The sequence below is a fragment of the Ochrobactrum soli genome (assembly GCF_003664555.1).
GTDB lineage: Bacteria > Pseudomonadota > Alphaproteobacteria > Rhizobiales > Rhizobiaceae > Brucella > Brucella teleogrylli.
The window spans coordinates 530,511-550,268 of the sequence record NZ_RCHH01000001.1; the positions used below are offsets into that span (position 1 = coordinate 530,511).

Genomic DNA, 19,758 nt, shown 5'->3' on the forward strand with positions numbered 1-19,758 from the left:
TGAGATAAAAGAGCGCCCTTCGGGGCGCTCTTTCTATTTGTGATGAGCGAAAACAAGCCGTACATTCCGTTTCGAAAACAAATGATCTTCGATAATTTGTCGGCTCATTTCCAGGGCCGACTGATCCCCAATCCGGTTCTGTGAGGACGCGATGAAAGCGATTGTCATCCACGCTGCAAAGGACTTGCGTATTGATGAGCGCGAGCTCGAGATGGCCGGTCCGGGAGAGGTTGAAATCCGTCTCGCGGCTGGCGGCATATGCGGCTCGGACCTGCATTATTACAATCACGGCGGTTTCGGCACCGTGCGCGTCAAGGAACCGATGATCCTCGGACACGAGGTTTCCGGCCATATTGCAGCACTTGGCGAAGGGGTTTCCGGGCTCGCCATTGGCGATCTGGTCGCCATATCGCCGTCCCGCCCCTGCGGCCACTGCGAATATTGCCACAAGGGGCTGCCCAATCATTGCTTCAACATGCGCTTTTACGGATCGGCTATGCCCTTCCCGCATATTCAAGGCGCGTTCCGCGAACGGCTTGTCGCAAAAGCCAGCCAATGCGTGAAAGCCGACGGCCTCAGCGCCGGTGAAGCAGCAATGGCAGAACCGCTCTCGGTCACCCTGCACGCCACCCGCCGTGCAGGCGAGATATTGGGCAAGCGCGTGCTGGTGACAGGTTGCGGCCCGATCGGCACGCTTTCGATCCTCTCTGCCCGCCGCGCAGGCGCTGCTGAAATCGTCGCAGCGGATATTTCCGGGCCAGCGCTTGATTTTGCCCGCAAGGTCGGCGCGGACCGCACCGTCAACCTATCGGAGAACCCGGATGGTCTGGCGGAATACGCTCAGAACAAGGGTTCATTCGACATTTTGTACGAATGCTCCGGTGCAGCATCCGCCCTTGTGGCGGGCATACATGCCATCAGGCCGCGCGGCGTTATCGTGCAGCTTGGCATGGGCGGCGAAATGAACCTGCCGATCATGACGATCACAGCCAAAGAACTCGATCTGCGCGGCTCCTTCCGCTTCCACGAGGAATTCGCCATCGCGGTCAAACTCATGCAGGATGGGCTGATCGACGTCAACCCCCTCATCACGCAGACGCTGCCCCTTTCCGATGCGCTGCGCGCCTTCGACATTGCGTCGGATAAAACGAAGTCGATGAAAACCCAGATCGCATTCAGCTAGAGCATTTCCAGCAAAAGTGCGTAGCGGATTTGCGTGGGATAATGTGTAAAAACAAATAGATAGAACGGCCCCTCGATTCCGTACTAACCGGAACCGCTCTAAAGAATTTCAGGAGAAGATATGAGCGTCCAACTCTTCGATCTGACAGGCAAACGCGCGCTTGTGACCGGCTCGTCTCAGGGGATCGGCTATGCGCTGGCAAAAGGTCTCGCCGCCGCCGGTGCCGACGTCGTCCTCAACGGTCGCGATGAGGCAAAGTTGAAAGTCGCTGCCGACAGCCTCAGCGTAAAGCACATGCTGGCCTTCGACGCGACGGATCACGACACCGTCCGCGCGGCAATAGACGGGTTCGAAGCAGATGTCGGCGCCATCGACATTCTCGTCAACAATGCGGGCATGCAACATCGCACCCCGCTTGAAGACTTTCCAGCCGATGCCTTTGAGCGCTTGCTGAAAGCCAACGTGTCTACCGTGTTCAATGTCGGACAGGCGGTCGCCAGACATATGATAAAGCGCGGAACGGGCAAGATCATCAACATTGCCAGCGTTCAGACCGCGCTCGCAAGGCCCGGCATCGCGCCTTATACCGCGACCAAAGGTGCCGTTGGCAATCTGACCAAGGGTATGGCCACCGACTGGGCGAGATATGGCTTGCAATGCAACGCCATTGCTCCGGGATATTTCGACACGCCGCTCAACGCCGCGCTCGTTTCAGACCCGGCTTTCTCAAGCTGGCTTGAAAAGCGCACGCCTGCGGGCCGCTGGGGAAAGGTTGACGAACTCGTTGGCGCCTGCATTTTCCTTGCGTCTGGCGCGTCCTCTTTCGTCAATGGCCATGTGCTTTATGTCGATGGCGGCATCACCGCATCCCTTTGAAGGTCAAATACTGTATCTATTCGCAACGGAATTCCGATCTGTGAACAATTCAACCGGATCGGCATCCGCTAAAAAACACTCTCTGCGGTTGATTTACGAGCCACACCGCATTATTTCGCAATAGATCTCGATGATACAATCATCAAAACTGTTTCGGTCTTTGAACGGCGTCCATCAAAACGCACGGAAACTCGTTTCGGGAAAATCTATTGTCGGAATTCTTTGTTAAATATCCGTGGGCGGAGACACTCACGGCACTCGGCGGATTGTTTCTCTCCGCATTCATCGCAAATTTTCTGATCAAGGCGATCCTGCTCAAGCTGCTCGACCGGCTCGTTCAGAAGACTTCATTCGGTCAGGATGAAGAACTGAAACGCCACAGCGTCATCAGCCGTCTGGCCAATATCGTTCCAGCCCTGATCATTTCTTCCGGCATTCTGGCGATACCGGGGTTGCCGGATACGGCAATCACCGTCATTCGCAATGTCGCGATCGCCTTCATCATTCTGACGCTCGCTCTCGCTGTGAATTCAGCGTTGGGTGTAGTCGACACGCTCTATCATCGCCGCCCAGAGGCCCGTTATCGGCCCATGAAGGGCTATATTCAGGTCGGCAAGCTGGTCGTCTATATCATCGCCGCCGTCCTCATCATTGCAACCCTGCTCGACAAGTCGCCGGTTATTCTGCTGTCCGGTGTCGGCGCCATGGCTGCGGTGCTGATCCTCGTTTTTCAGGACACATTGCTCTCACTGGTCGCCAGTATGCAGATCGCCTCTTCCAACATGGTTCGTGTGGGCGACTGGATCGAGATGAAAAATCTCGACGCCAATGGCGATGTGACCGAAATCGCGCTTTATACGGTCAAGGTGCAGAATTTCGACAGAACAATCACCACCATTCCGATCCGCAAGCTCATCACCGAACCGATGAAGAACTATCGCGGCATGCAGGAATCGGGCGGCCGCCGCATCAAGCGCGCGCTCTTTATCGACCAGAATTCAATCCGCTTCCTGACCGACGACGAACGCGCGAAAATGGCGTCAGTGGACTGGCTGGCCGACTATCTGCCAAAAAAGGCGAAGGAAATCGCCGAATGGAACAACAAGCTGGGTGACCGCGCCAAAAACCCGGTCAATACGCGCCGTTTCACCAATATCGGCACTTTCCGCGCCTATGTGGAAAACTATCTGCGCAACCATCCCGGCATCCATAAAGGCATGACGCTGCTGGTGCGCCAGATGGACCCAACCCCGGCAGGCTTGCCACTCGAAATCTACTGCTTCACCAACACCACCGTCTGGGCCTCATTCGAGCAGATACAGTCCGATATTTTCGACCACCTTTACGCGGTGCTGCCGGAATTCGGCTTGAGCGCTTTCCAGAACCCAAGCGGCAAGGATTTCCGCAAGCTGGTGGTGGCTGAACCAGGTTCTAACGAAGAGCTTCGATGATCTGCGCATCAAGGTTCTGAACGCTATAGCCGGAGCGGGATGGCGTAAGTCCCAGACGCACCACAGAAAGATGCAAGGACGGTACGATCATGACGGTTTGACCGTCATGGCCGGACATCCAGAAAGCATCATCGGGAATGCCATCCTCGCCCGCTTTGGCACCGCCGGACTGCAACCAGACCTGCGCAGAACCGTAACGGCCATCCGAGGCCGCTGACGGTTTGCGCATGAACGCCACGAAATCAGCTGGCAGTACCTGCCTTCCATCGAGCTTCCCGCCCTCTGCCAGAAACGCTCCGAGACGGGCCCAATCGCGCGCGGTCGCGTACATATAGGACGACCCGGCAAAGACGCCCGACGCGTCGGTTTCCAATAGGGCGCTGCTCATGCCGAGTGGTTCGAACAAGGCGATGCGCGGATAGACCAAAGCCGCATTCCGGCTGTCGAAACTATTCATGAACAGCCTCGACAGAATATTCGCGGTCCCGCTCGAATAGTTGAATTTCGTTCCAGGTGCTGCTTCCAGTGGCAGCGAAGCGGCAAATCCCGCCATGTCCTTTTCCAGAAACAGCATGCGGGTGACATCTGCCACTGCGCCATAATTCTCGTTGAAGCGCAGCCCGCTTTCCATCGCCATCAGATTGGCGATGGTGATTCTGGCGCGCTCATCGTTCTGCCATTCCGGTAGAAGATCGCTTTTGGCCAGATCCATGCGGTTTTCCCCAATGCGCATCCCAATGAGCGTCGCCATGACCGATTTTGTCATCGACCAACCAAGCAGCGGCGTGTCGGCATTGAAGCCCTCGCCATAGGTTTCGGCGATGAGTTGACCGTTGTGAATGACCGCGATGGCCCGCATGCCGGCGCCTGCCAGTTCCTTATCCTCGATAACGCTCTGCACCTTATCTGAGATCGCCACGTTCAGCGGTTGCGATGACGCTTGTGCAGCTTCATCGCTGCCGACGCTGCGGCTATCTGTCGATTGAACGTTGGCGCAACCCTGACCGGGGAGAAACACAGCCTTGCTGGGGGCAAAAAAGCCGAAAATCCGGACAGTTACGGTGTCAGTGTCATCATCAACGGCCACATTGAGGAATTTCAGCAGCGGGTTTCCCGGTGCCTGAACATCGTCTGCGAGTACCGCATCGGCGTCTCGTTTGGCGATAAAGACATTGGAACACACGATCTTGGCCGCATAACCCGTGCCCACCCGCAAAAGCTCCGGCGGGTTGAAACCGAGCCATGATGCCGCGCCGACTAACAGTAGAACAACCAAACCGACGAGAAACGTGAGAAATCGCTTCAAAAACTTCGACATGAAATACCGTTTTCTTTCAGGGCAAACCTGCCCGAGCAGGGCAATATCCAAATCTCAATCTTGCGGTATGTTTCTGTGAAACGCGATTGCAGTCAATTACCATCCGACAACAGACCAACTAAAAAGGGGCGCTGCTGCGCCCCTGATTCTATCGATTGGAACTGGCCGGACCATTCCACCGGCTGCTGTGATGCCGGTAATGCCCGCGATAGTAATCGCGCTTGTAGTGACGGTGCGACCGCCAGCGATGATCGCGGTAATGGCGACGATCAGACCGCCAATGGTCTCTTCTGTGGTAATGCCGCTTCTTCCAGTGCTTACGCGAATGGTAGCCGCGATGATCGCGAACCTGTTCCACATTGGAGGTTACGCCGGGCTTAGCGAGATTTGCCACTGGTGCGGCGGAAGCCGCGCCAACTCCCACCAACAAGCCAACACCAACAATACCTGCAATAAGTCCACTAAAGAGCTTCATTCTGTGTACTCCTCTTGATGGGAAGCATCATGAAACCTAGCGCATGAACTCAAAATGAACAGATTGAACTTTTCAAACATCTGTGATGATCTTAAAAGCCGTTCAATTTATTCTTCAAGAATTTTTTACACCGATAATAATTGGTTATCGCAGCGGAAAAACCGTGAAATTTCCAGCAACCAAACGTTACAAAACTTCGATTGAGATGAAATCAGACCACGGTAAATTGTTTCGTGGCGGTCCAAGCATCCGCCGGCTGGAAGACATACCAGTCTGTTAATTTGCGTGTTGCCCCCAATTAGCACGCAATTGACACGGGAGACGCCACGCTGCCCTTGTTGCGCGTCTCCCGCTCCACTCTTCGGTGCAACCTCTACGGGTTCATTTTTCTGCCGTCTTTATGCAATCATGTCGCCAGGCGCTTCGTTGCATTAGCGTTGAAGCGCACCCCGGCGTCATTATGCACCAAACACAAACGTCGGGGTTTCTCCTGTCTGATTCCCCTCCCCGCACATCAGGTCATCACGCGCCTTGGCATCAAAACGATGAACAATCCTGCCGCTCGTGCGTTAGTCACCTGTTCCCAATGTAAAACGGAGGAAATCCCGATGGACTGGAATCGTGTTGAAGGCAACTGGAAACAGGTCAAAGGTAAGATCCAGGAACAATGGGGCAAGCTGACAGACGATGATCTCGACCAGATCAGCGGTCGCCGCGAACAGCTTGAGGGTAAGATTCAGGAGCGGTACGGAGTCGCGAAAGACCGCGCCAAATCCGAAATTGATGACTGGTATAATCGACAGCAATGGCTTTCATGAATGAAACCCCGCCACGGCGGGGTTTTTTCTTAGGCTACGCTTCACGCACGGACGCAACACTGTTCTGCATGCGCCCGTCTTGAGCCCGCCCGACTTTCCCGGTATCCAAGAGCTGAGACTGTTCGATGTTCTGCTGCGCAGGGGTTTTAAATGTCGCATAAACTGAATGTTGCTGCTTGTGCATTGGCGCTTCCTGCGCTGGCATCCTGCACGTCGCCTTCAGCCAGCGTCAATCCGCCGAAGCCGCCAGTCGATCCGACACCTATCCTCGGCACCTGGTGCAGCAATAATGACAAGCGCTTCACAATTTCGCAGGAGCGCTTCGACAGCCGCGACATGCAGTGTACCGTCATGAAGCTCGACAATTACAAAGGAACGTTCACGCTCAATCTGGTTTGCGAAAACGACCAACAGCAGGCCAGTGAAAACGTGACCATCACGCCGATTGGTGACGCAGTGGAAATCGTATTCCTGTCGAAAGGCGTGCGCCACACGCGGGCCAACCGTTGCGGGCCTGCCCCTTCTGCGCCTGTTGTTGCGCCTACGCCATCCGAGCCCACCCCGGCCTCTCCGGTCGTACAATAACAGATAGCCAGCACGACACCTCTGCACGGTTGAGAATTCCGGGCTTGCTCGGAGTTTCGCAGCAGCGTGCCTGCTATTTTTCCGCCGGTCTAAATCGCATGCGGGCGACGACCGGCGCAGGTTTCCTCATGAAACAGGCAAAAAATGTCGGAACGATCCTGAAATCAAACCGTTAGGACTATGAACACTCAATGCAGAAAGGAGAGCAGTTATGTTTAGAACGACACTTCTGACGGCAGCGTGTGCACTCTTGATTGGTGCTCCAGCCCTTGCGCAGACGGCGGCTCCCACCGCGACAACGCCCGGCACGGATGCGCCCGCACAACAGGATCTGCCTGTTTCCACCAAGAACATGTTCGGCACAGCACCCTCGCCCGACAACAACAAGATCGGCTTTGTCGAGCCTAAGGAAGGCGAAGTTCTCGTCTCAAGCTTCATTGGCCGCAGCGTTTATGAAAGCGATGCCAATGATGCAAAATCCATCGGTAAGCTGAATGACCTGATCGTCAGTGCTGATGGTTCGGTTGTAGCAGCCGTGATCGGCGTCGGCGGCTTCCTTGGCGTCGGTGAGAAGGACGTGGCCGTAAGCCCGGATGTCTTGCAGCTCGCGACCCGTAGCGACGGAAACACCTGGCTGGTTCTCAGCGCAACGAAGGACCAGTTGACCGCAGCGCCTGCTTTCGACCGCTCCAAGGTCTTCACCAATGGCGTGGCCGATCCAAACGCAGCCAAGGAAAGCGAGGCTCCGGCCAGCGGTGAGACGACTACCCCGGCGACACCCGCAACGCCTGCCCCGGCTCAATAAAAGCTGACCAAATGACAGCTATGGCCCCGATCTGTGATAGGTTCGGGGCCATAACCGATTCAGCGGACCTTTCTCACAAAGGCCCGCACTTTTATCCATTGGGCTCAATCGGAGGCTACGCCAATGAAGAAAGCTGTTCTCATCTGCATCGCGGCATGGTCGGCCAGCAGCTTCGCCGCAATCAATTCCGTTGAGGCCTCGACCTCTCCCAAGCAGCGCGCCGCCGAAGTCAAGGCCGTCATCGACGCGGTCTCTCGCGAACTGCCGAAGAACCCGATCAATACGGTTATGTATATCCGGGCGAATAATTTCGAGGTTCTCGCCGGCACCTGCACCGTGCGCGCGCATATCGTCTCTTCCAAGCCCACCGCGTCGGACAAAGGCGACAAGATCAAGGTCCGCCTCAACCGGCAGCGTTGCGCACGCTAGAACGCATTCTGAAGCGCCTGCGTTTGTAAGAGATTGCTTATTGTTAATGTCGCTCAATATGGCGGATTAAGCGTATCCGTGCGATAGTATCGGCCATGAGAACAAGGGCGCTAATAAGAACACGGCATACCGCTCTGATGGCGGTCAGGGTGCTGTGTCTTATCGTGCCGATTATTGTCGCCCTCACCGCCCTCATGCTTATCGCCAAATATGACGACGACAGGAATATCGTGACGAATACCGGCGTTGCAGGCGCGACGATGCCGAACGGCAACTGAACGATTTTCGCAATGCATTTGGGCGGTTGGAAAATGGTGGGCGCGTCCAGGAAGACGTAATGAGAGTTTGCCCCGCGTAACGGGGCAAATCCCTCAACCGCCGAAAGATGATGTTTTCCCTCCGCGATTCGCCGAACCAAAGCTCAATGTAGGTTTTTTATTGCCGCTCGCAACAATGGTCGCGGTCGATTTATCGGACTTCACTGTCTGGGTATCTATGTTTCCGTTGATCGGTGCAGCTGCAAATGCAGTGCCTGCGGTCATGAATGCACCAACGGCTAACAAAGCTATGGTCTTCATCGTTCCTCCTTTGCTGGCCCCGCCAGCTGACGCCGAAAATACGATGAGATCGTGCGGGCGTTGACACACAATCCGGTGTCACGAAACGCTAGATTTCAATTAAATGATATACGGCACTTGTCGTATTTCGGCATGGCTGAACGCAGAAAATAAGCGCCCCGTACCACATGATGGACGCTGCGGAGGCATTAGGGCTTGATTTGTGGCAATAAATGGTGGGCGCGACAGGGATTGAACCTGTGACCCCTCCCGTGTGAAGGGAGTGCTCTACCGCTGAGCTACGCGCCCTTAGAGGCACATATGTGCTCAATCAAGGTGACGCGGATATACGTTCCCGCTCAGGGCAAAGTCAAGCATGACAACACTTATTTCCCAAATGATTTTCCCTACCGAAAACCGTCCGGGTAGACCCAACGAAAATAGCGACTATCGAACGATAGCCGCCATATCCAAGGATTAAACATCCCTACTTCTGACAGATACCAGCGGCGTAACGCCGATTAAATTGCTGCCAGACGCGAAGCCACCGTCTTGTCGGATGCCTTCTGCATGCCCGAGTCGCGATCATAAACGTCACTGTAATAACGAATCTGGCCATTCGCATCCGGCCATGCCGTGAAATAGGAAATATAGACCGGCACCGGCTCCGGCACCTTGATGCCGCGCTCGTTCTTGCCGAAATATTTCTCCAAATCACCGACTGGCTTGCCGAGCACTGCCGCAGCCATATCACGTGGGCGTTCCAGACGAATGCAGCCATGGCTCAGCGCACGCATGTCGCGGCCGAAATAGGACTTTGCCGGCGTATCATGCATGTAGATATCATGTTCGTTCGGGAACAGGATTTTCAGTTCGCCCAAGGCATTGTCGAGGCTCGGCTTCTGACGAATACCGACATGCGCCTTTCCCGAAGCAACCGCGCTCCAATTAACGGCGCTCGCCGAAACCTTCTTGCCGCCGACATAGACTTCATAGCCGTTGCGGTCGAGATAGCTCGTGTCGCGCATGACCTTCGGCAGCATTTCGTTCAGAATAATTGAACGCGGCACACCCCAGGACGGATTGAAGACGACGGTTTGCACCTTGTTGTAGAAGAAATAGGTCTGATGGGTCGGCGAGCCAATCACCACATTCATACCCAGCTTTTCCTGGCCGCCTTCGAAATATTCAGCGCGGTATGCGGGCTGGTTGACCATTACATAGCGCGTGCCGAAATCATGCGGCAGCCAGCGCAGACGTTCCATCGAATAGAGAATACGGTCGCGCTTGACGGATGATTGCTCACCCTGCAACGCCGAAATCGTGTTTCGTCCGATAACCCCATCGGGCGCGCCGCCTGAAAGCTTCTGATAGTCCTTGATCGCGGAAACAAGTTCCGGATCGTAAAGGCTCGTATCGGCATGGGCCTGCAACACATCGCGGTGCTTTTCCAGATAATCAGCAGGCGCGTGTTTGGTAATCAGGGCAACCACCTTGCTCAACTGGTCGCTCGTGTCGCCCGGACGAATGACGCCGTCGAGCGACACGCGAATGGGTTCGCCCGTCGGTGCATCTGTCTGGGACAAAGCCTGCTTCAAAGCCGCATATTGCGCATTATCCGGCTGGAACCCGTGCAAATAGGCGGATGCATCCGCTTCACCGGCCAGTCTTTCCAGCACAGTTTTGGGATCGACGCGATCACGCGGCAGGTCGTGGAAACCGCTCAGGCGGTCGGCGATCACGCGTCCCTCGCCTGCATCCATCGCATAGCGCAATGCCCGGGCCGACATGCGAACTTCAAACTCTGCCAGCTTCTGCTGACGTTCCGCATTCTGCGACGGATCGAAATTGTCCGAAGGGATCGTGACTGCATATTCATCCGGATTGAGACCGTCTTCGCCAGCGCGTGCGAAGAAAGCGGCTACGGCCTTGGCGCGGTCAAGCACCTTGCCGTCGGCAGACCACATGAAAGAACGGTTGGTCGAATAATAGGAAACAATCGCTTCAGCGATTGGCTTTTCAGCCTTCACATCAACCGACTTCAGATAGTCCATGGCGGCGTCGAAAGCGCGGTTGCCAGCCGTTTCGGTCGTATCAGGCGCCTTTTCCACACGGATCGGCGACATGCCGGATGTCAGTGGATCAACAGTTGGCGCAGAGGTTGCCGCAGTCACCTGCAGATCGAGCGCGCTGAAATCGATCTTGATCAGCGTTTCCGGCTTGTAATCATAAATCTCCGGCCCCTTGACCGTCACACGCTGCGCGGGCGGAGCGATACGCGTGCGCGCTGCCGGTGCGGCGGCAGCTGGTGCTGCTTTTATGCGCGGCGCGGCCGCTGCGGGTGGAAGCGGTGCTACGGGCTGCTCGGCCTGTTGGCGGCGCTGTTGAAACAGCTCGAAAAGTGAATTTGCTGCCTGTGCCTGCGTGACCGGGAACAAGGCCGATGCGGCAAGAGCCAGTACCATCGCATTGCGGATATAAGACCCGCTGGTGCGATTTTTCTTTGCATCCATCTGCGCGCGCCGAGAAAACTGCATTTCAACCGCCAAAGTTAGCATGTCCGCCGAAAGGCGAATCCGTCTCAATCATTTCGCGTAGATTTTATGAATCTCGTATAGAAAGTTTTAACGCTAATGCCACTTCTTTCAATTTCTTGCTCGAAAATAATCACAAAACTTTGAGGGAGGCGCATCCGCGCAACAGCTGTCCCGCAAGGGATGCCGCTCGCCATTCCCCTCATTGCGCAATGTGCCGCAGTGGATTCCGCCTCTCATCGCGCTAAAAGCCCCTCAGAATTAACCCCGGACGCTGCCCGGTAATCCGGGTTTTGAGCAACATACGTGCAGGCTGGCGATCTCGCGATTTCTGGCCGGTGCGGCAGGCAAGCAAGCGAGGTACCACGATGGCAGAAGCAAGCGCCGCCGATCTCTTTCCTCTTGGCGAAGACACCACCCCTTACCGCAAACTAACCTCCGACCATGTTTCGGTCGATACGTTCAAGGGTCAGGAAATTCTGACCGTCGACCCGGAAGGTCTGCGTCTTCTGTCCGAGGCGGCATTTGCCGACATCAACCATCTGCTGCGTCCCGGCCATTTGCAGCAGCTTGCCAAAATCATGGAAGACCCGGAAGCGACCGACAATGATCGCTTCGTCGCCTATGATCTTCTGAAAAACGCGAATATCGCCGCAGGCGGCGTCCTGCCGATGTGTCAGGATACCGGCACCGCGATCATCATGGGCAAGAAGGGCCGTCGCGTCTGGACAGAAGGCGGCGATGCCGATGCGCTCGGCAGCGGCGTGCTCGACGCCTATAACAAGAAGAACCTGCGTTATTCGCAGCTGGCGCCGCTGTCGATGTTCGAAGAGAAGAACACCAAGAACAACCTGCCTGCGCAGATCGACATTTATGAAGAAGGCGAAGACGCCTACAAGTTCCTCTTCGTGGCAAAGGGTGGCGGCTCAGCCAACAAGACGTTCCTTTATCAGGGCACGCCTTCGCTGTTGACCCATGACCGGATGATCGACTTCCTCAAGGACAAGATCCTGAGCCTCGGCACGGCGGCCTGCCCGCCTTACCATCTCGCTATCGTCATCGGCGGCACGTCAGCCGAGATGAACCTCAAGACGGTCAAGCTCGCCTCGACGCGTTATCTCGACAGCCTCCCGACGGCGGGTTCGGAAACTGGCCATGCGTTCCGCGATCTGGAAATGGAAGCCGAAATCCACAAGCTGACCCAGTCACTGGGCGTCGGCGCGCAGTTCGGCGGCAAATATTTCTGCCATGACGTGCGCGTCATCCGTCTGCCGCGCCATGGCGCATCGCTGCCGATCGGTATCGGCGTGTCCTGCTCGGCAGACCGTCAGGCCAAAGGCAAGATCACCAAGGAAGGCATCTTTCTGGAACAGCTGGAGACCAATCCCGCGCAATACATGCCGGATATCGACGAAGAAAAGCTCTCCTCGCATGTGGTGAAGATCGACCTCAACCAGCCGATGGCCGAAATCTTGAAGGAGCTGTCCAAGCATCCCGTCAAGACACAGCTTTCGCTGACTGGCCCGATTATCGTCGCCCGCGATCTGGCACATGCGAAAATTCGCGAACGGCTGGAAAACGGCGAATCCATGCCGGATTATTTCAAGAACCACCCGATTTATTATGCCGGTCCGGCCAAGACTCCCGCTGGTTATGCATCGGGTTCGTTCGGCCCGACGACGGCTGGGCGCATGGATTCCTATGTCGACCAGTTCCAGTCGTTTGGCGGCTCCATGGTGATGCTCGCCAAGGGTAACCGTTCGCGTCAGGTGCGCGAAGCCTGCGGAAGCCATGGCGGTTTCTATCTCGGCTCCATTGGTGGTCCCGCCGCCCGTCTGGCGCAGGACTGCATCAAGAAAGTGGAAGTGGTCGAGTATCCAGAACTCGGCATGGAAGCCATCTGGCGCATCGAAGTGGAAGATTTCCCAGCTTTCATCGTCATCGACGACAAGGGCAATGATTTCTTCAAGGAACTCAACCTGGGTTGATCTGGCCCGATTGATCTCCGAAACGAATAAGGGCGGCTTCCAGAGCCGCCCTTTTTGTATCAGGCATTCGCACCGCCATCGGCAGTTAGCGTAGCACCCGTAACGAAGCGCGACTCTGGACCGGCAAGCCATGCCACCAAGCTTGCAATATCATCCGGCGAGCCATAGCTGCCGGTCGCAATGCGCTCCAGCTGCGGACCGGAGTGATCGCCGTCAGCAGGATTCATATCCGTATTGGTAGACCCCGGCTGCACGACATTCACCGTAACGCCCTTGGGGCCAAGATCGCGGGCAAGCCCCTTCGTCAGACCAATGAGCGCCGACTTGCTGGCGGCATAGAGGCTGATCCCCGGCCATGCGACAAGGTCCGCCAGATTGGAGCCAATGGTGACGATACGCCCGCCCTCGCCCAGATGCGGCGCAGCCGCTATAACAGCGGCGAAAACAGCTCGGAAATTGACCGCCATCACCTCATCGAATTCCGCAATCGTCGTCTCACCCAGCGGAGCAGCGCGCCAGATGCCAGCGCTGTTGACCAGAATATCCAGCCGTCCCAGCTCTTTGACCGCCGCTGCAATCGCGGCGGCAATTTCATCCGCATGACGATTATCCGCCTTGAACGCGACTGCCCGGCCGCCTTCGGCGGCAATCTCGGACACGACCGCTTCGGCTTTTTCCCTGGAACTCACATAGGTGATGGCGACGATGGCACCGTCCTTGGCCAGCCGTCGCGCAATCGCGGCACCAATGCCGCGGCTGCCGCCGGTTACGAAGGCCACCTTCCCATTCAAAGGTTTTCCCGACATGAAATATCCTTTCTGTAACGATTGATACATAAAAGGTGTCAGGCTTGTCGAATGACGTCAAGTGGATTATTTAACGATCAATACAAAAAGGAGATAGCCGTGTCGGAACGCGGAAGACCTCGCAACTTTGACCGAGAAAAAGCATTGCGCGCAGCAATGTATGTTTTCTGGGAAAAGGGCTTTGACGGCGCATCACTGTCAGACCTGACAGCCGCCATGGGCATCAATGCGCCGAGCCTCTATGCCGCCTTCGGCAGCAAGGAGGGGCTTTATATGCATGCCTTGTCGCTCTATTCGAGCGAAGTCGGCACAGATATCTGGACGCAACTGGAAGAAACATCGGACGTAAAGCAGGCATTCGAGCGCTTTTTGCTGGTGAGTGCCGAGACTTTCTCGGTCACCGACAAGCCGCGCGGATGCCTGATCGCGCTGGATGCGCTGTACCGCACCCAGTCCAGCCAGAATGTCTGCAATGAACTAAAGGCGCGTCGCAACGGGAATATCAACGTGCTGCGCGCCCGCCTTCAACGCAGTGTCGAGGAAGGCTCCTTGCCCGCGACCATCGACACGGACGCTATCGCCACCTTTTACGCGACGGTACAGAACGGTATGTCCATCCTGGCGCGCGATGGTGGCAGCGTGGAAAGTCTTGTCGCCACGGCGCATGGCGCGATGGCGGCGTGGGACAGGCTCACCGCGGCCTGATTGGTTACGGGCCGCTTATGCCACGGCGCGCAGGGGCACTGGACCGCTCACGTAATCCGCGATTTTGTCGGCCACATCCGTGCTGGCGATGATCCGCCGGTGGCCAAGACCGTCAGCCCAGTGCAGACGGACATGCGGCCCCGCTTTCGCTGCCATTTCCGCACAGCGCGCTGGCACTTCCTTGTCGTCGCGTGCGTGAATAACCAGCGTCGGGATCAACAATCGGCGCAGATGCGCATCGGTATCGAAATCATGGATCGGGCGCGCGGCGATTTGCTGGACCGTGTCCTTCATCGCCTGACGCACATCGGCGTTCAGGCGAAGCACCTTTCCGAATCCGTCGAAAACACCCTCCATCGAATGCGGTGACGCAATCGTGACCAGCTTGGCGGGACGCCGCTCACGATAACAACCAAGCGGCCCCGCAGCTGCATTGACGACAACCGCACCGCCGAAGGAATGCCCGACCATGGCGTAGAACGGCCCATACTGACGCCACGCGGCATCCACCGCCGCGATGGCCCGGATGAAATCCAGTTCGCGTCCCGCTGAAGCGCCATGCCCCGGCAGATCGAGAGCGACAACCCGTTCGCCGCGTGCGACCAGCGCGCTGATAATGGCCATCATATCCGCGCTGCGTGAACCCCAGCCATGCACTACCAGCGAGGTACGGGCATTCTGTCGAGCCATCCCTGCTGGCTCGAAAAGATAGGTTGCGACAACGCCCCGATCGATAATCAGGTCAAGCCGCTTTGCCTTGAGCAACTCGCGGCTCGTCTGACGCAGCCTTTCCGCATAGGCTTTTGTTTGGGGCTTACGGCTCGGTGTGCGACAGAAAATCCTGAATGCCGCGCGGCCGGCACGTTCCGGTGCGATGCGCCCAAGCACACCCAGACCGAATCGCGTAACCTGTAGGGATAACGTCGCCATAACGGGGCCTCAATCATGTTCAATCCTGAACAAATAATTGTACAAGAATGAACAAAATGCAAGACAAGAATCAAAAGCTGCCGTGGGATAATCCGCGCTTTAAAAACTGGATTGCGGTTGCGAGAGCCGGCAAAGCGGTTGAACGCGCGCTGGCGCAGGGACTGGCACCCTTCGATCTCAAGATCGCCGACCTCGATGTGCTGATGAATATTTATCGCCACCCCGGCGAATCGCAGCACGATCTCGCGCGCCGGATTTTGGTCGGACGCTCGAACATCACGATGTTGCTGCCGAAACTGGAGAATCGGGGATTGCTAATGCGCACCGGCGATCCGGTAGACAAACGCATCATTCGCCTTACTCTCACGCCGGACGGCGAAAAGCTGCTCGGTGAAGCGCTTTTAGTCTATACCGATCTGATCGACCGCGTCATGGCGCAATCGACCGCAGCGCAATGCAATGCGATGGGCAACATGATGCGGCGTATCGCGGATATGCTGGAAAAGGATTAAGCTCGCTTAGCGGTCGCGCTTGAGCCCTTTTTCGGCCAGCTCGTCGAGATAAGTCTGCCACAGCGTCTCCTTATCGGTGCCGAGCTTATGCAGATAGGTCCAGGAAAACAGGCCGGTGTCGTGCATGTCGTCAAAGGTTATGCGCACCGCATAATTGCCGACCGGCTCGACCTTGATGATTTCGACGTTGCGCTTGCCGCCAACCGTAATGCGTTGTTCGGGAGAATGGCCCTGCACTTCTGCCGACGGAGAAAGCACGCGCAACAGCTCGGCTGTTAGTTCAAATCGCTCTCCGTTGTCGAAAGCCACCGTCAGCAATTTGCGGTCGCTGGAAACGCGCAGTTCGGTCGGCCAAACGTCGCTCATCACTTTTCTCCATATTGAGCTTGCTCCGTCATCGTCGAAGCTTGCTTGTGATAGGCCGCATGTCAAATTACCGCAAGGGTATTGAAACTGCTTCAGCCGCGCAAAACTGGACAATGCGTGGCGGAAGCCTTATCTCATAAGAACGGGTCGATACTGCGTCGCACCTCATGGAAACAATGGCTTCACAGATGAAAACCTTGCAGGCACAGCCCCTTGTTTCTCCAACCGGACCGATGATCGATCCTTTCGGGCGGATGGTCAGCTATCTGCGTGTTTCGGTGACGGATCGTTGCGACTTCCGCTGCACCTATTGCATGGCGGAACATATGACCTTTCTTCCCAAGAAGGATCTGCTGACGCTTGAAGAGCTGGAACGGCTTTGCACCGTGTTCATCGACAAGGGCGTGCGCAAGCTGCGGCTCACCGGCGGCGAACCGCTGGTGCGCAAGAACATCATGCATCTGATCCGCGGGCTTTCGCGCCATCTGGCATCCGGAGCGCTGGATGAACTGACGCTGACCACCAACGGCTCGCAGCTTGCGCGCTTTGCCCATGAACTGGCCGATTGCGGCATGAAGCGCATCAATGTCTCGCTCGATACGCTGAACCCTGACAAGTTTCACGAAATAACCCGCTGGGGTGATCTCGCACGTGTGCTAGAAGGCATCGATGCCGCCCAGAAGGCCGGTATTCGTGTGAAGATCAATGCCGTGGCGCTCAAAGATTTCAACGAGCTCGAAATCCCCGAGCTGATCCGCTGGGCTCATGGTCGCGATATGGACCTGACGCTCATCGAAACCATGCCGATGGGCGAAATCGAATTCGACCGCACCGATCAGTATCTGCCGCTGTCGCAGGTGCGTAATGATCTGTCACGTCAGTTCACGCTGACCGATATTCCGTACCGGACGGGCGGCCCTGCCCGCTATGTCACGATCGAGGAAACTGGCGGTCGCCTCGGCTTCATCACACCTCTGACGCATAATTTCTGCGAAAGCTGCAACCGCGTCCGCCTCACCTGCACAGGCATGCTTTATATGTGCCTCGGCCAGAATGACGATGCCGATCTGCGCAAGGTGCTGCGGGAAAACGACAGCGATACGTTTTTGAGCCGGGCTATCGATGAGGCAATCTCGCGCAAACCCAAGGGCCATGATTTCATCATTGATCGCGATCATAACCGCCCAGCTGTGGCGCGCCACATGAGCCTGACGGGTGGTTAATCCCCGCGCTATACTTTTAGGCGAAAATAATCACAAATAATTGTCGCGCAATAAACTTTAACAAGGTATTGGATTCTAAACTGGATTCTATACCGTGCTGCAGTCAGATAATTTCCGCGCAAGTATTTATATGCTTCTCGCCATGGGCACCTTCACCATCGGGGACAGCATAACCAAATTCCTTCTCACGGAAATGAACAGCGGGCAGTACATGCTGATCCGCGGTTTTTTTGCCACTTCGATGATTGGTTTTTTGGCCTGGCGTCATGGCGCGCTGCGCAATCTTTCTCTGGAGTGGATGACGGTCCTGCGCGTGCTGGGCGAAGTCGTTGCGACAATCACTTACATTGTCTCGCTGGGTCATCTTTCCCAGGCGTTCTGTTCCGCCGTGTTTCAGGCCACACCTTTGGTCGTCACGCTGGGCGCTGCAATCTTTCTCAAGGAAAAAGTTGGCTGGCGGCGCTGGGTCTCCATTCTGGTGGGCTTCGTCGGTGTAATCATCATCATTCGCCCCGGTTCAGCCGGTGCGGCAAGCCTCGGTGCCGTTGGCATTTTGCTGGCGAGTGTCGCTTGCGCGGCCATGCGCGATATTGCAACGCGCCGTGTGCCCGCCCATGTGCCGACATTCTACCTTTCCACGCTTACCGCCGGTGCGATTGCGGTTACCGGCGGCGTATTGACCGTCCCCATGGGCGGTTGGCAGCCTGTCGGCCTTCTTTCCATCGCGACCTTGCTGGGCGCAGCCGTGCTTTTGCTGATCGGATATCACTTTATCATTCTCGCCATGCGTGAGGGCGAAGTGTCCTTCGTGTCCCCGTTCCGCTATTCCAGCCTGCTCTGGGCGATAGGCTTGAGCATTGCAATCTTTGGTGAAGCGCCGGATGCGTATACAATTGCTGGATCTGTTCTGGTCGTCGGAAGCGGCATTTACATGGTCTATCGCGAAAACGCGCTCAAGAAGCGTGAGAAGAACAAAAGCACTCTGGCGTCTATTCCAACCGGCCTCGGACCAAAATGATGACCATCAAGGATGTAGCCGGTGCGATCATCGCGGGCGGATTATCGAGCCGTATGCGCGAAGGCGGAATAGACGGTGACAAATTCCTGCAGGTTTTGGGTGCCGGTTCCGTCATTGGTGAAGTCGCCGCACGGCTGAAACCGCAGGTGAGCGCGCTTTTCATCAATGCCAATGGCGACGCCTCCCGACTGTTCAGCCTCGGCCTACCGGTTGTAGCGGACATTTCCGCATCACATGGCGGTCCGCTGCCCGGCATCCTCACGGCGCTCATCCACGCAAAAAATTCGACATGGCTGCTGACCGCAGCGGCGGACACGCCGTTTCTGCCTGCCGATCTGGGAGAGCGGCTTTTCGAACGTCAACGAGCGACCGGCAAGGACATCGTTCTTGCAAGCTCCGCCGGGCATATTCACCCGATCTTTGGCCTGTGGCGCACGCAGCTGGCGGATCGTCTGAAAGACTGGCTTTCAACCGCAGAGAAAGCCAGTGTTCTCGCTTTCGCACGCGATGTTGAATTTGAAACGGTGGACTTTCCGCTCTTGGCGACCAAGGATGGCGCGGAGAACTATGATCCCTTCTTCAATATCAACCGGCCCGACGACCTTGTCGAAGCCCGGCGATTGCATAGACTGAACGGAGATACGGAATGACACATAAGCTTTTCGGCATTACGGGCTGGAAGAATTCCGGCAAGACCACACTGACCGAAAAGCTCGTGCGCTGCCTGACCGAACGTGGCTATCGCATCGCCACGATCAAGCACGCGCATCATAATTTCGACATCGATCACGAAGGCACCGATTCCTGGCGGCATCGTCAAGCAGGTGCCGCAGAAGTGGCCATCGTTTCGGAGCGCCGCTTCGCCATCATGCATGAAAATCTCGACGGTCCGGAAATCGCCCTGCAAGACATCGCGGACAAGCTTGCGCCGTGCGATTTGATTCTCGTCGAGGGCTATAAGCGCGAGCCGCACAAGAAAATCGAGCTTCGCCGAACGGGCAGCCATGATGGCCCGCCGCTCGCCGAAAACGATCCAAGCATCGTCGCCATTGCAACCGATCATCCACAGTCGGGCTTGAGCCTGCCGGTCTTCGATATCAATATGGTCGATGAAATCGCCGATTTCATCCAAAATGAAATGGCACTTTGAGCAATTCCCTATCGCTTTCCGCCAAAACG

At 56.3% G+C, this 19,758-nt stretch carries 22 protein-coding genes and 1 tRNA gene; 15 read left to right on the plus strand and 8 right to left on the minus strand.

The annotated features are described in order from the left end of the window. Nucleotides 1–151 precede the first annotated feature (151 nt). The 3 genes from D8666_RS02540 (at nt 152) to D8666_RS02550 (ending at nt 3,510) form a co-directional block, all read left to right on the plus strand. Complete coding sequence (locus D8666_RS02540) at nt 152–1,183, plus strand: L-idonate 5-dehydrogenase (RefSeq protein WP_109369102.1); 1,032 nt, start codon at nt 152–154, stop codon at nt 1,181–1,183. Nucleotides 1,184–1,303: 120 nt separating this feature from the next. Next, on the plus strand, nt 1,304–2,059 hold the full coding sequence (locus D8666_RS02545) for an SDR family oxidoreductase (protein ID WP_109369103.1): 756 nt from the start codon (nt 1,304–1,306) through the stop codon (nt 2,057–2,059). Nucleotides 2,060–2,268: 209 nt separating this feature from the next. After that, a complete protein-coding gene (locus tag D8666_RS02550; protein WP_109369104.1) occupies nt 2,269–3,510 on the plus strand; it encodes a mechanosensitive ion channel family protein in 1,242 nt (413 codons plus the stop codon). Here the strand turns inward: D8666_RS02550 and D8666_RS02555 are convergent. After that, nucleotides 3,491–4,828 carry a serine hydrolase domain-containing protein gene (locus tag D8666_RS02555; protein WP_167836031.1) on the minus strand — a complete coding sequence of 446 codons (1,338 nt, stop codon included), beginning with the start codon at nt 4,826–4,828 and terminating at the stop codon, nt 3,491–3,493. The genes D8666_RS02550 and D8666_RS02555 overlap by 20 nt on opposite strands. A 96-nt stretch (nt 4,829–4,924) precedes the next feature. After that, nucleotides 4,925–5,188 carry a hypothetical protein gene (locus tag D8666_RS24115; RefSeq protein WP_167836032.1) on the minus strand — a complete coding sequence of 88 codons (264 nt, stop codon included), beginning with the start codon at nt 5,186–5,188 and terminating at the stop codon, nt 4,925–4,927. Between the two features lie 723 nt (nt 5,189–5,911). On the opposite strand from D8666_RS24115, the gene D8666_RS02565 reads away from it, so the two are divergent. The 5 genes from D8666_RS02565 to D8666_RS24120 all read left to right on the plus strand — a co-directional run bounded on the left by D8666_RS02565 (nt 5,912) and on the right by D8666_RS24120 (nt 8,218). After that, nucleotides 5,912–6,121 (plus strand): CsbD family protein, encoded by a 210-nt coding sequence (locus tag D8666_RS02565; protein ID WP_109369106.1) that lies wholly within the window; start codon nt 5,912–5,914, stop codon nt 6,119–6,121. A gap of 150 nt (nt 6,122–6,271) precedes the next feature. Then, nucleotides 6,272–6,706, plus strand: a complete 435-nt coding sequence (locus D8666_RS02570) for a hypothetical protein (protein WP_180917971.1) — start codon at nt 6,272–6,274, stop codon at nt 6,704–6,706. Between the two features lie 211 nt (nt 6,707–6,917). Then, nucleotides 6,918–7,511 carry a PRC-barrel domain-containing protein gene (locus D8666_RS02575; RefSeq protein ID WP_109369107.1) on the plus strand — a complete coding sequence of 198 codons (594 nt, stop codon included), beginning with the start codon at nt 6,918–6,920 and terminating at the stop codon, nt 7,509–7,511. Between the two features lie 123 nt (nt 7,512–7,634). Then, on the plus strand, nt 7,635–7,940 hold the full coding sequence (locus tag D8666_RS02580; protein WP_121536220.1) for a hypothetical protein: 306 nt from the start codon (nt 7,635–7,637) through the stop codon (nt 7,938–7,940). 137 nt (nt 7,941–8,077) lie between these two features. Then, nucleotides 8,078–8,218 carry a hypothetical protein gene (locus D8666_RS24120; protein ID WP_167836033.1) on the plus strand — a complete coding sequence of 47 codons (141 nt, stop codon included), beginning with the start codon at nt 8,078–8,080 and terminating at the stop codon, nt 8,216–8,218. Between the two features lie 93 nt (nt 8,219–8,311). Here the strand turns inward: D8666_RS24120 and D8666_RS02585 are convergent, their stop codons facing one another. The 3 genes from D8666_RS02585 to D8666_RS02595 all read right to left on the minus strand — a co-directional run bounded on the left by D8666_RS02585 (nt 8,312) and on the right by D8666_RS02595 (nt 11,010). Next, the gene (locus D8666_RS02585) at nt 8,312–8,518 is read right to left on the minus strand and encodes a hypothetical protein (protein WP_109369109.1); all 207 of its coding nucleotides are present in this window, start codon (nt 8,516–8,518) and stop codon (nt 8,312–8,314) included. A gap of 213 nt (nt 8,519–8,731) precedes the next feature. Beyond that, nucleotides 8,732–8,806: transfer RNA gene (locus D8666_RS02590), tRNA-Val, on the minus strand. Between the two features lie 212 nt (nt 8,807–9,018). Further along, nucleotides 9,019–11,010, minus strand: coding sequence for a L,D-transpeptidase family protein (locus tag D8666_RS02595; RefSeq protein WP_371830784.1), 1,992 nt, complete (start codon nt 11,008–11,010; stop codon nt 9,019–9,021). Nucleotides 11,011–11,399: 389 nt separating this feature from the next. Here D8666_RS02595 and D8666_RS02600 point away from each other — a divergent pair, with 389 nt between their 5' ends. Beyond that, the gene (locus tag D8666_RS02600; protein WP_109369110.1) at nt 11,400–13,019 is read left to right on the plus strand and encodes a fumarate hydratase; all 1,620 of its coding nucleotides are present in this window, start codon (nt 11,400–11,402) and stop codon (nt 13,017–13,019) included. Between the two features lie 59 nt (nt 13,020–13,078). On the opposite strand, the gene D8666_RS02605 is transcribed toward D8666_RS02600, so the two are convergent. Then, nucleotides 13,079–13,825 (minus strand): SDR family oxidoreductase, encoded by a 747-nt coding sequence (locus tag D8666_RS02605; RefSeq protein WP_121536222.1) that lies wholly within the window; start codon nt 13,823–13,825, stop codon nt 13,079–13,081. Between the two features lie 99 nt (nt 13,826–13,924). On the opposite strand from D8666_RS02605, the gene D8666_RS02610 reads away from it, so the two are divergent. Next, on the plus strand, nt 13,925–14,530 hold the full coding sequence (locus D8666_RS02610) for a TetR/AcrR family transcriptional regulator (protein WP_109369112.1): 606 nt from the start codon (nt 13,925–13,927) through the stop codon (nt 14,528–14,530). Between the two features lie 15 nt (nt 14,531–14,545). Here the strand turns inward: D8666_RS02610 and D8666_RS02615 are convergent, their stop codons facing one another. Then, a complete protein-coding gene (locus tag D8666_RS02615; protein WP_121536224.1) occupies nt 14,546–15,460 on the minus strand; it encodes an alpha/beta fold hydrolase in 915 nt (304 codons plus the stop codon). A gap of 47 nt (nt 15,461–15,507) precedes the next feature. On the opposite strand from D8666_RS02615, the gene D8666_RS02620 reads away from it, so the two are divergent. Then, nucleotides 15,508–15,972: a MarR family winged helix-turn-helix transcriptional regulator gene (locus D8666_RS02620; RefSeq protein WP_121536226.1), complete on the plus strand. Its 465-nt coding sequence runs from the start codon at nt 15,508–15,510 to the stop codon at nt 15,970–15,972. Nucleotides 15,973–15,978: 6 nt separating this feature from the next. Here the strand turns inward: D8666_RS02620 and D8666_RS02625 are convergent, their stop codons facing one another. Further along, nucleotides 15,979–16,338, minus strand: a complete 360-nt coding sequence (locus D8666_RS02625) for a gamma-butyrobetaine hydroxylase family protein (protein ID WP_109369115.1) — start codon at nt 16,336–16,338, stop codon at nt 15,979–15,981. Between the two features lie 188 nt (nt 16,339–16,526). Between D8666_RS02625 and moaA the strand changes: the two genes are divergently transcribed. The 4 genes from moaA to mobB all read left to right on the plus strand — a co-directional run bounded on the left by moaA (nt 16,527) and on the right by mobB (nt 19,729). Next, nucleotides 16,527–17,561, plus strand: a complete 1,035-nt coding sequence (gene moaA / locus D8666_RS02630) for a GTP 3',8-cyclase MoaA (RefSeq protein WP_109370240.1) — start codon at nt 16,527–16,529, stop codon at nt 17,559–17,561. A gap of 130 nt (nt 17,562–17,691) precedes the next feature. Further along, on the plus strand, nt 17,692–18,579 hold the full coding sequence (locus D8666_RS02635; protein ID WP_109369116.1) for a DMT family transporter: 888 nt from the start codon (nt 17,692–17,694) through the stop codon (nt 18,577–18,579). Then, nucleotides 18,576–19,229 carry a molybdenum cofactor guanylyltransferase MobA gene (gene mobA, locus D8666_RS02640; protein WP_371830785.1) on the plus strand — a complete coding sequence of 218 codons (654 nt, stop codon included), beginning with the start codon at nt 18,576–18,578 and terminating at the stop codon, nt 19,227–19,229. The genes D8666_RS02635 and mobA overlap by 4 nt, the downstream gene beginning before the upstream one ends. Further along, on the plus strand, nt 19,226–19,729 hold the full coding sequence (gene mobB / locus D8666_RS02645) for a molybdopterin-guanine dinucleotide biosynthesis protein B (RefSeq protein WP_109369118.1): 504 nt from the start codon (nt 19,226–19,228) through the stop codon (nt 19,727–19,729). Before mobA ends, mobB begins: the two co-directional genes overlap by 4 nt. Nucleotides 19,730–19,758: the final 29 nt, after the last annotated feature.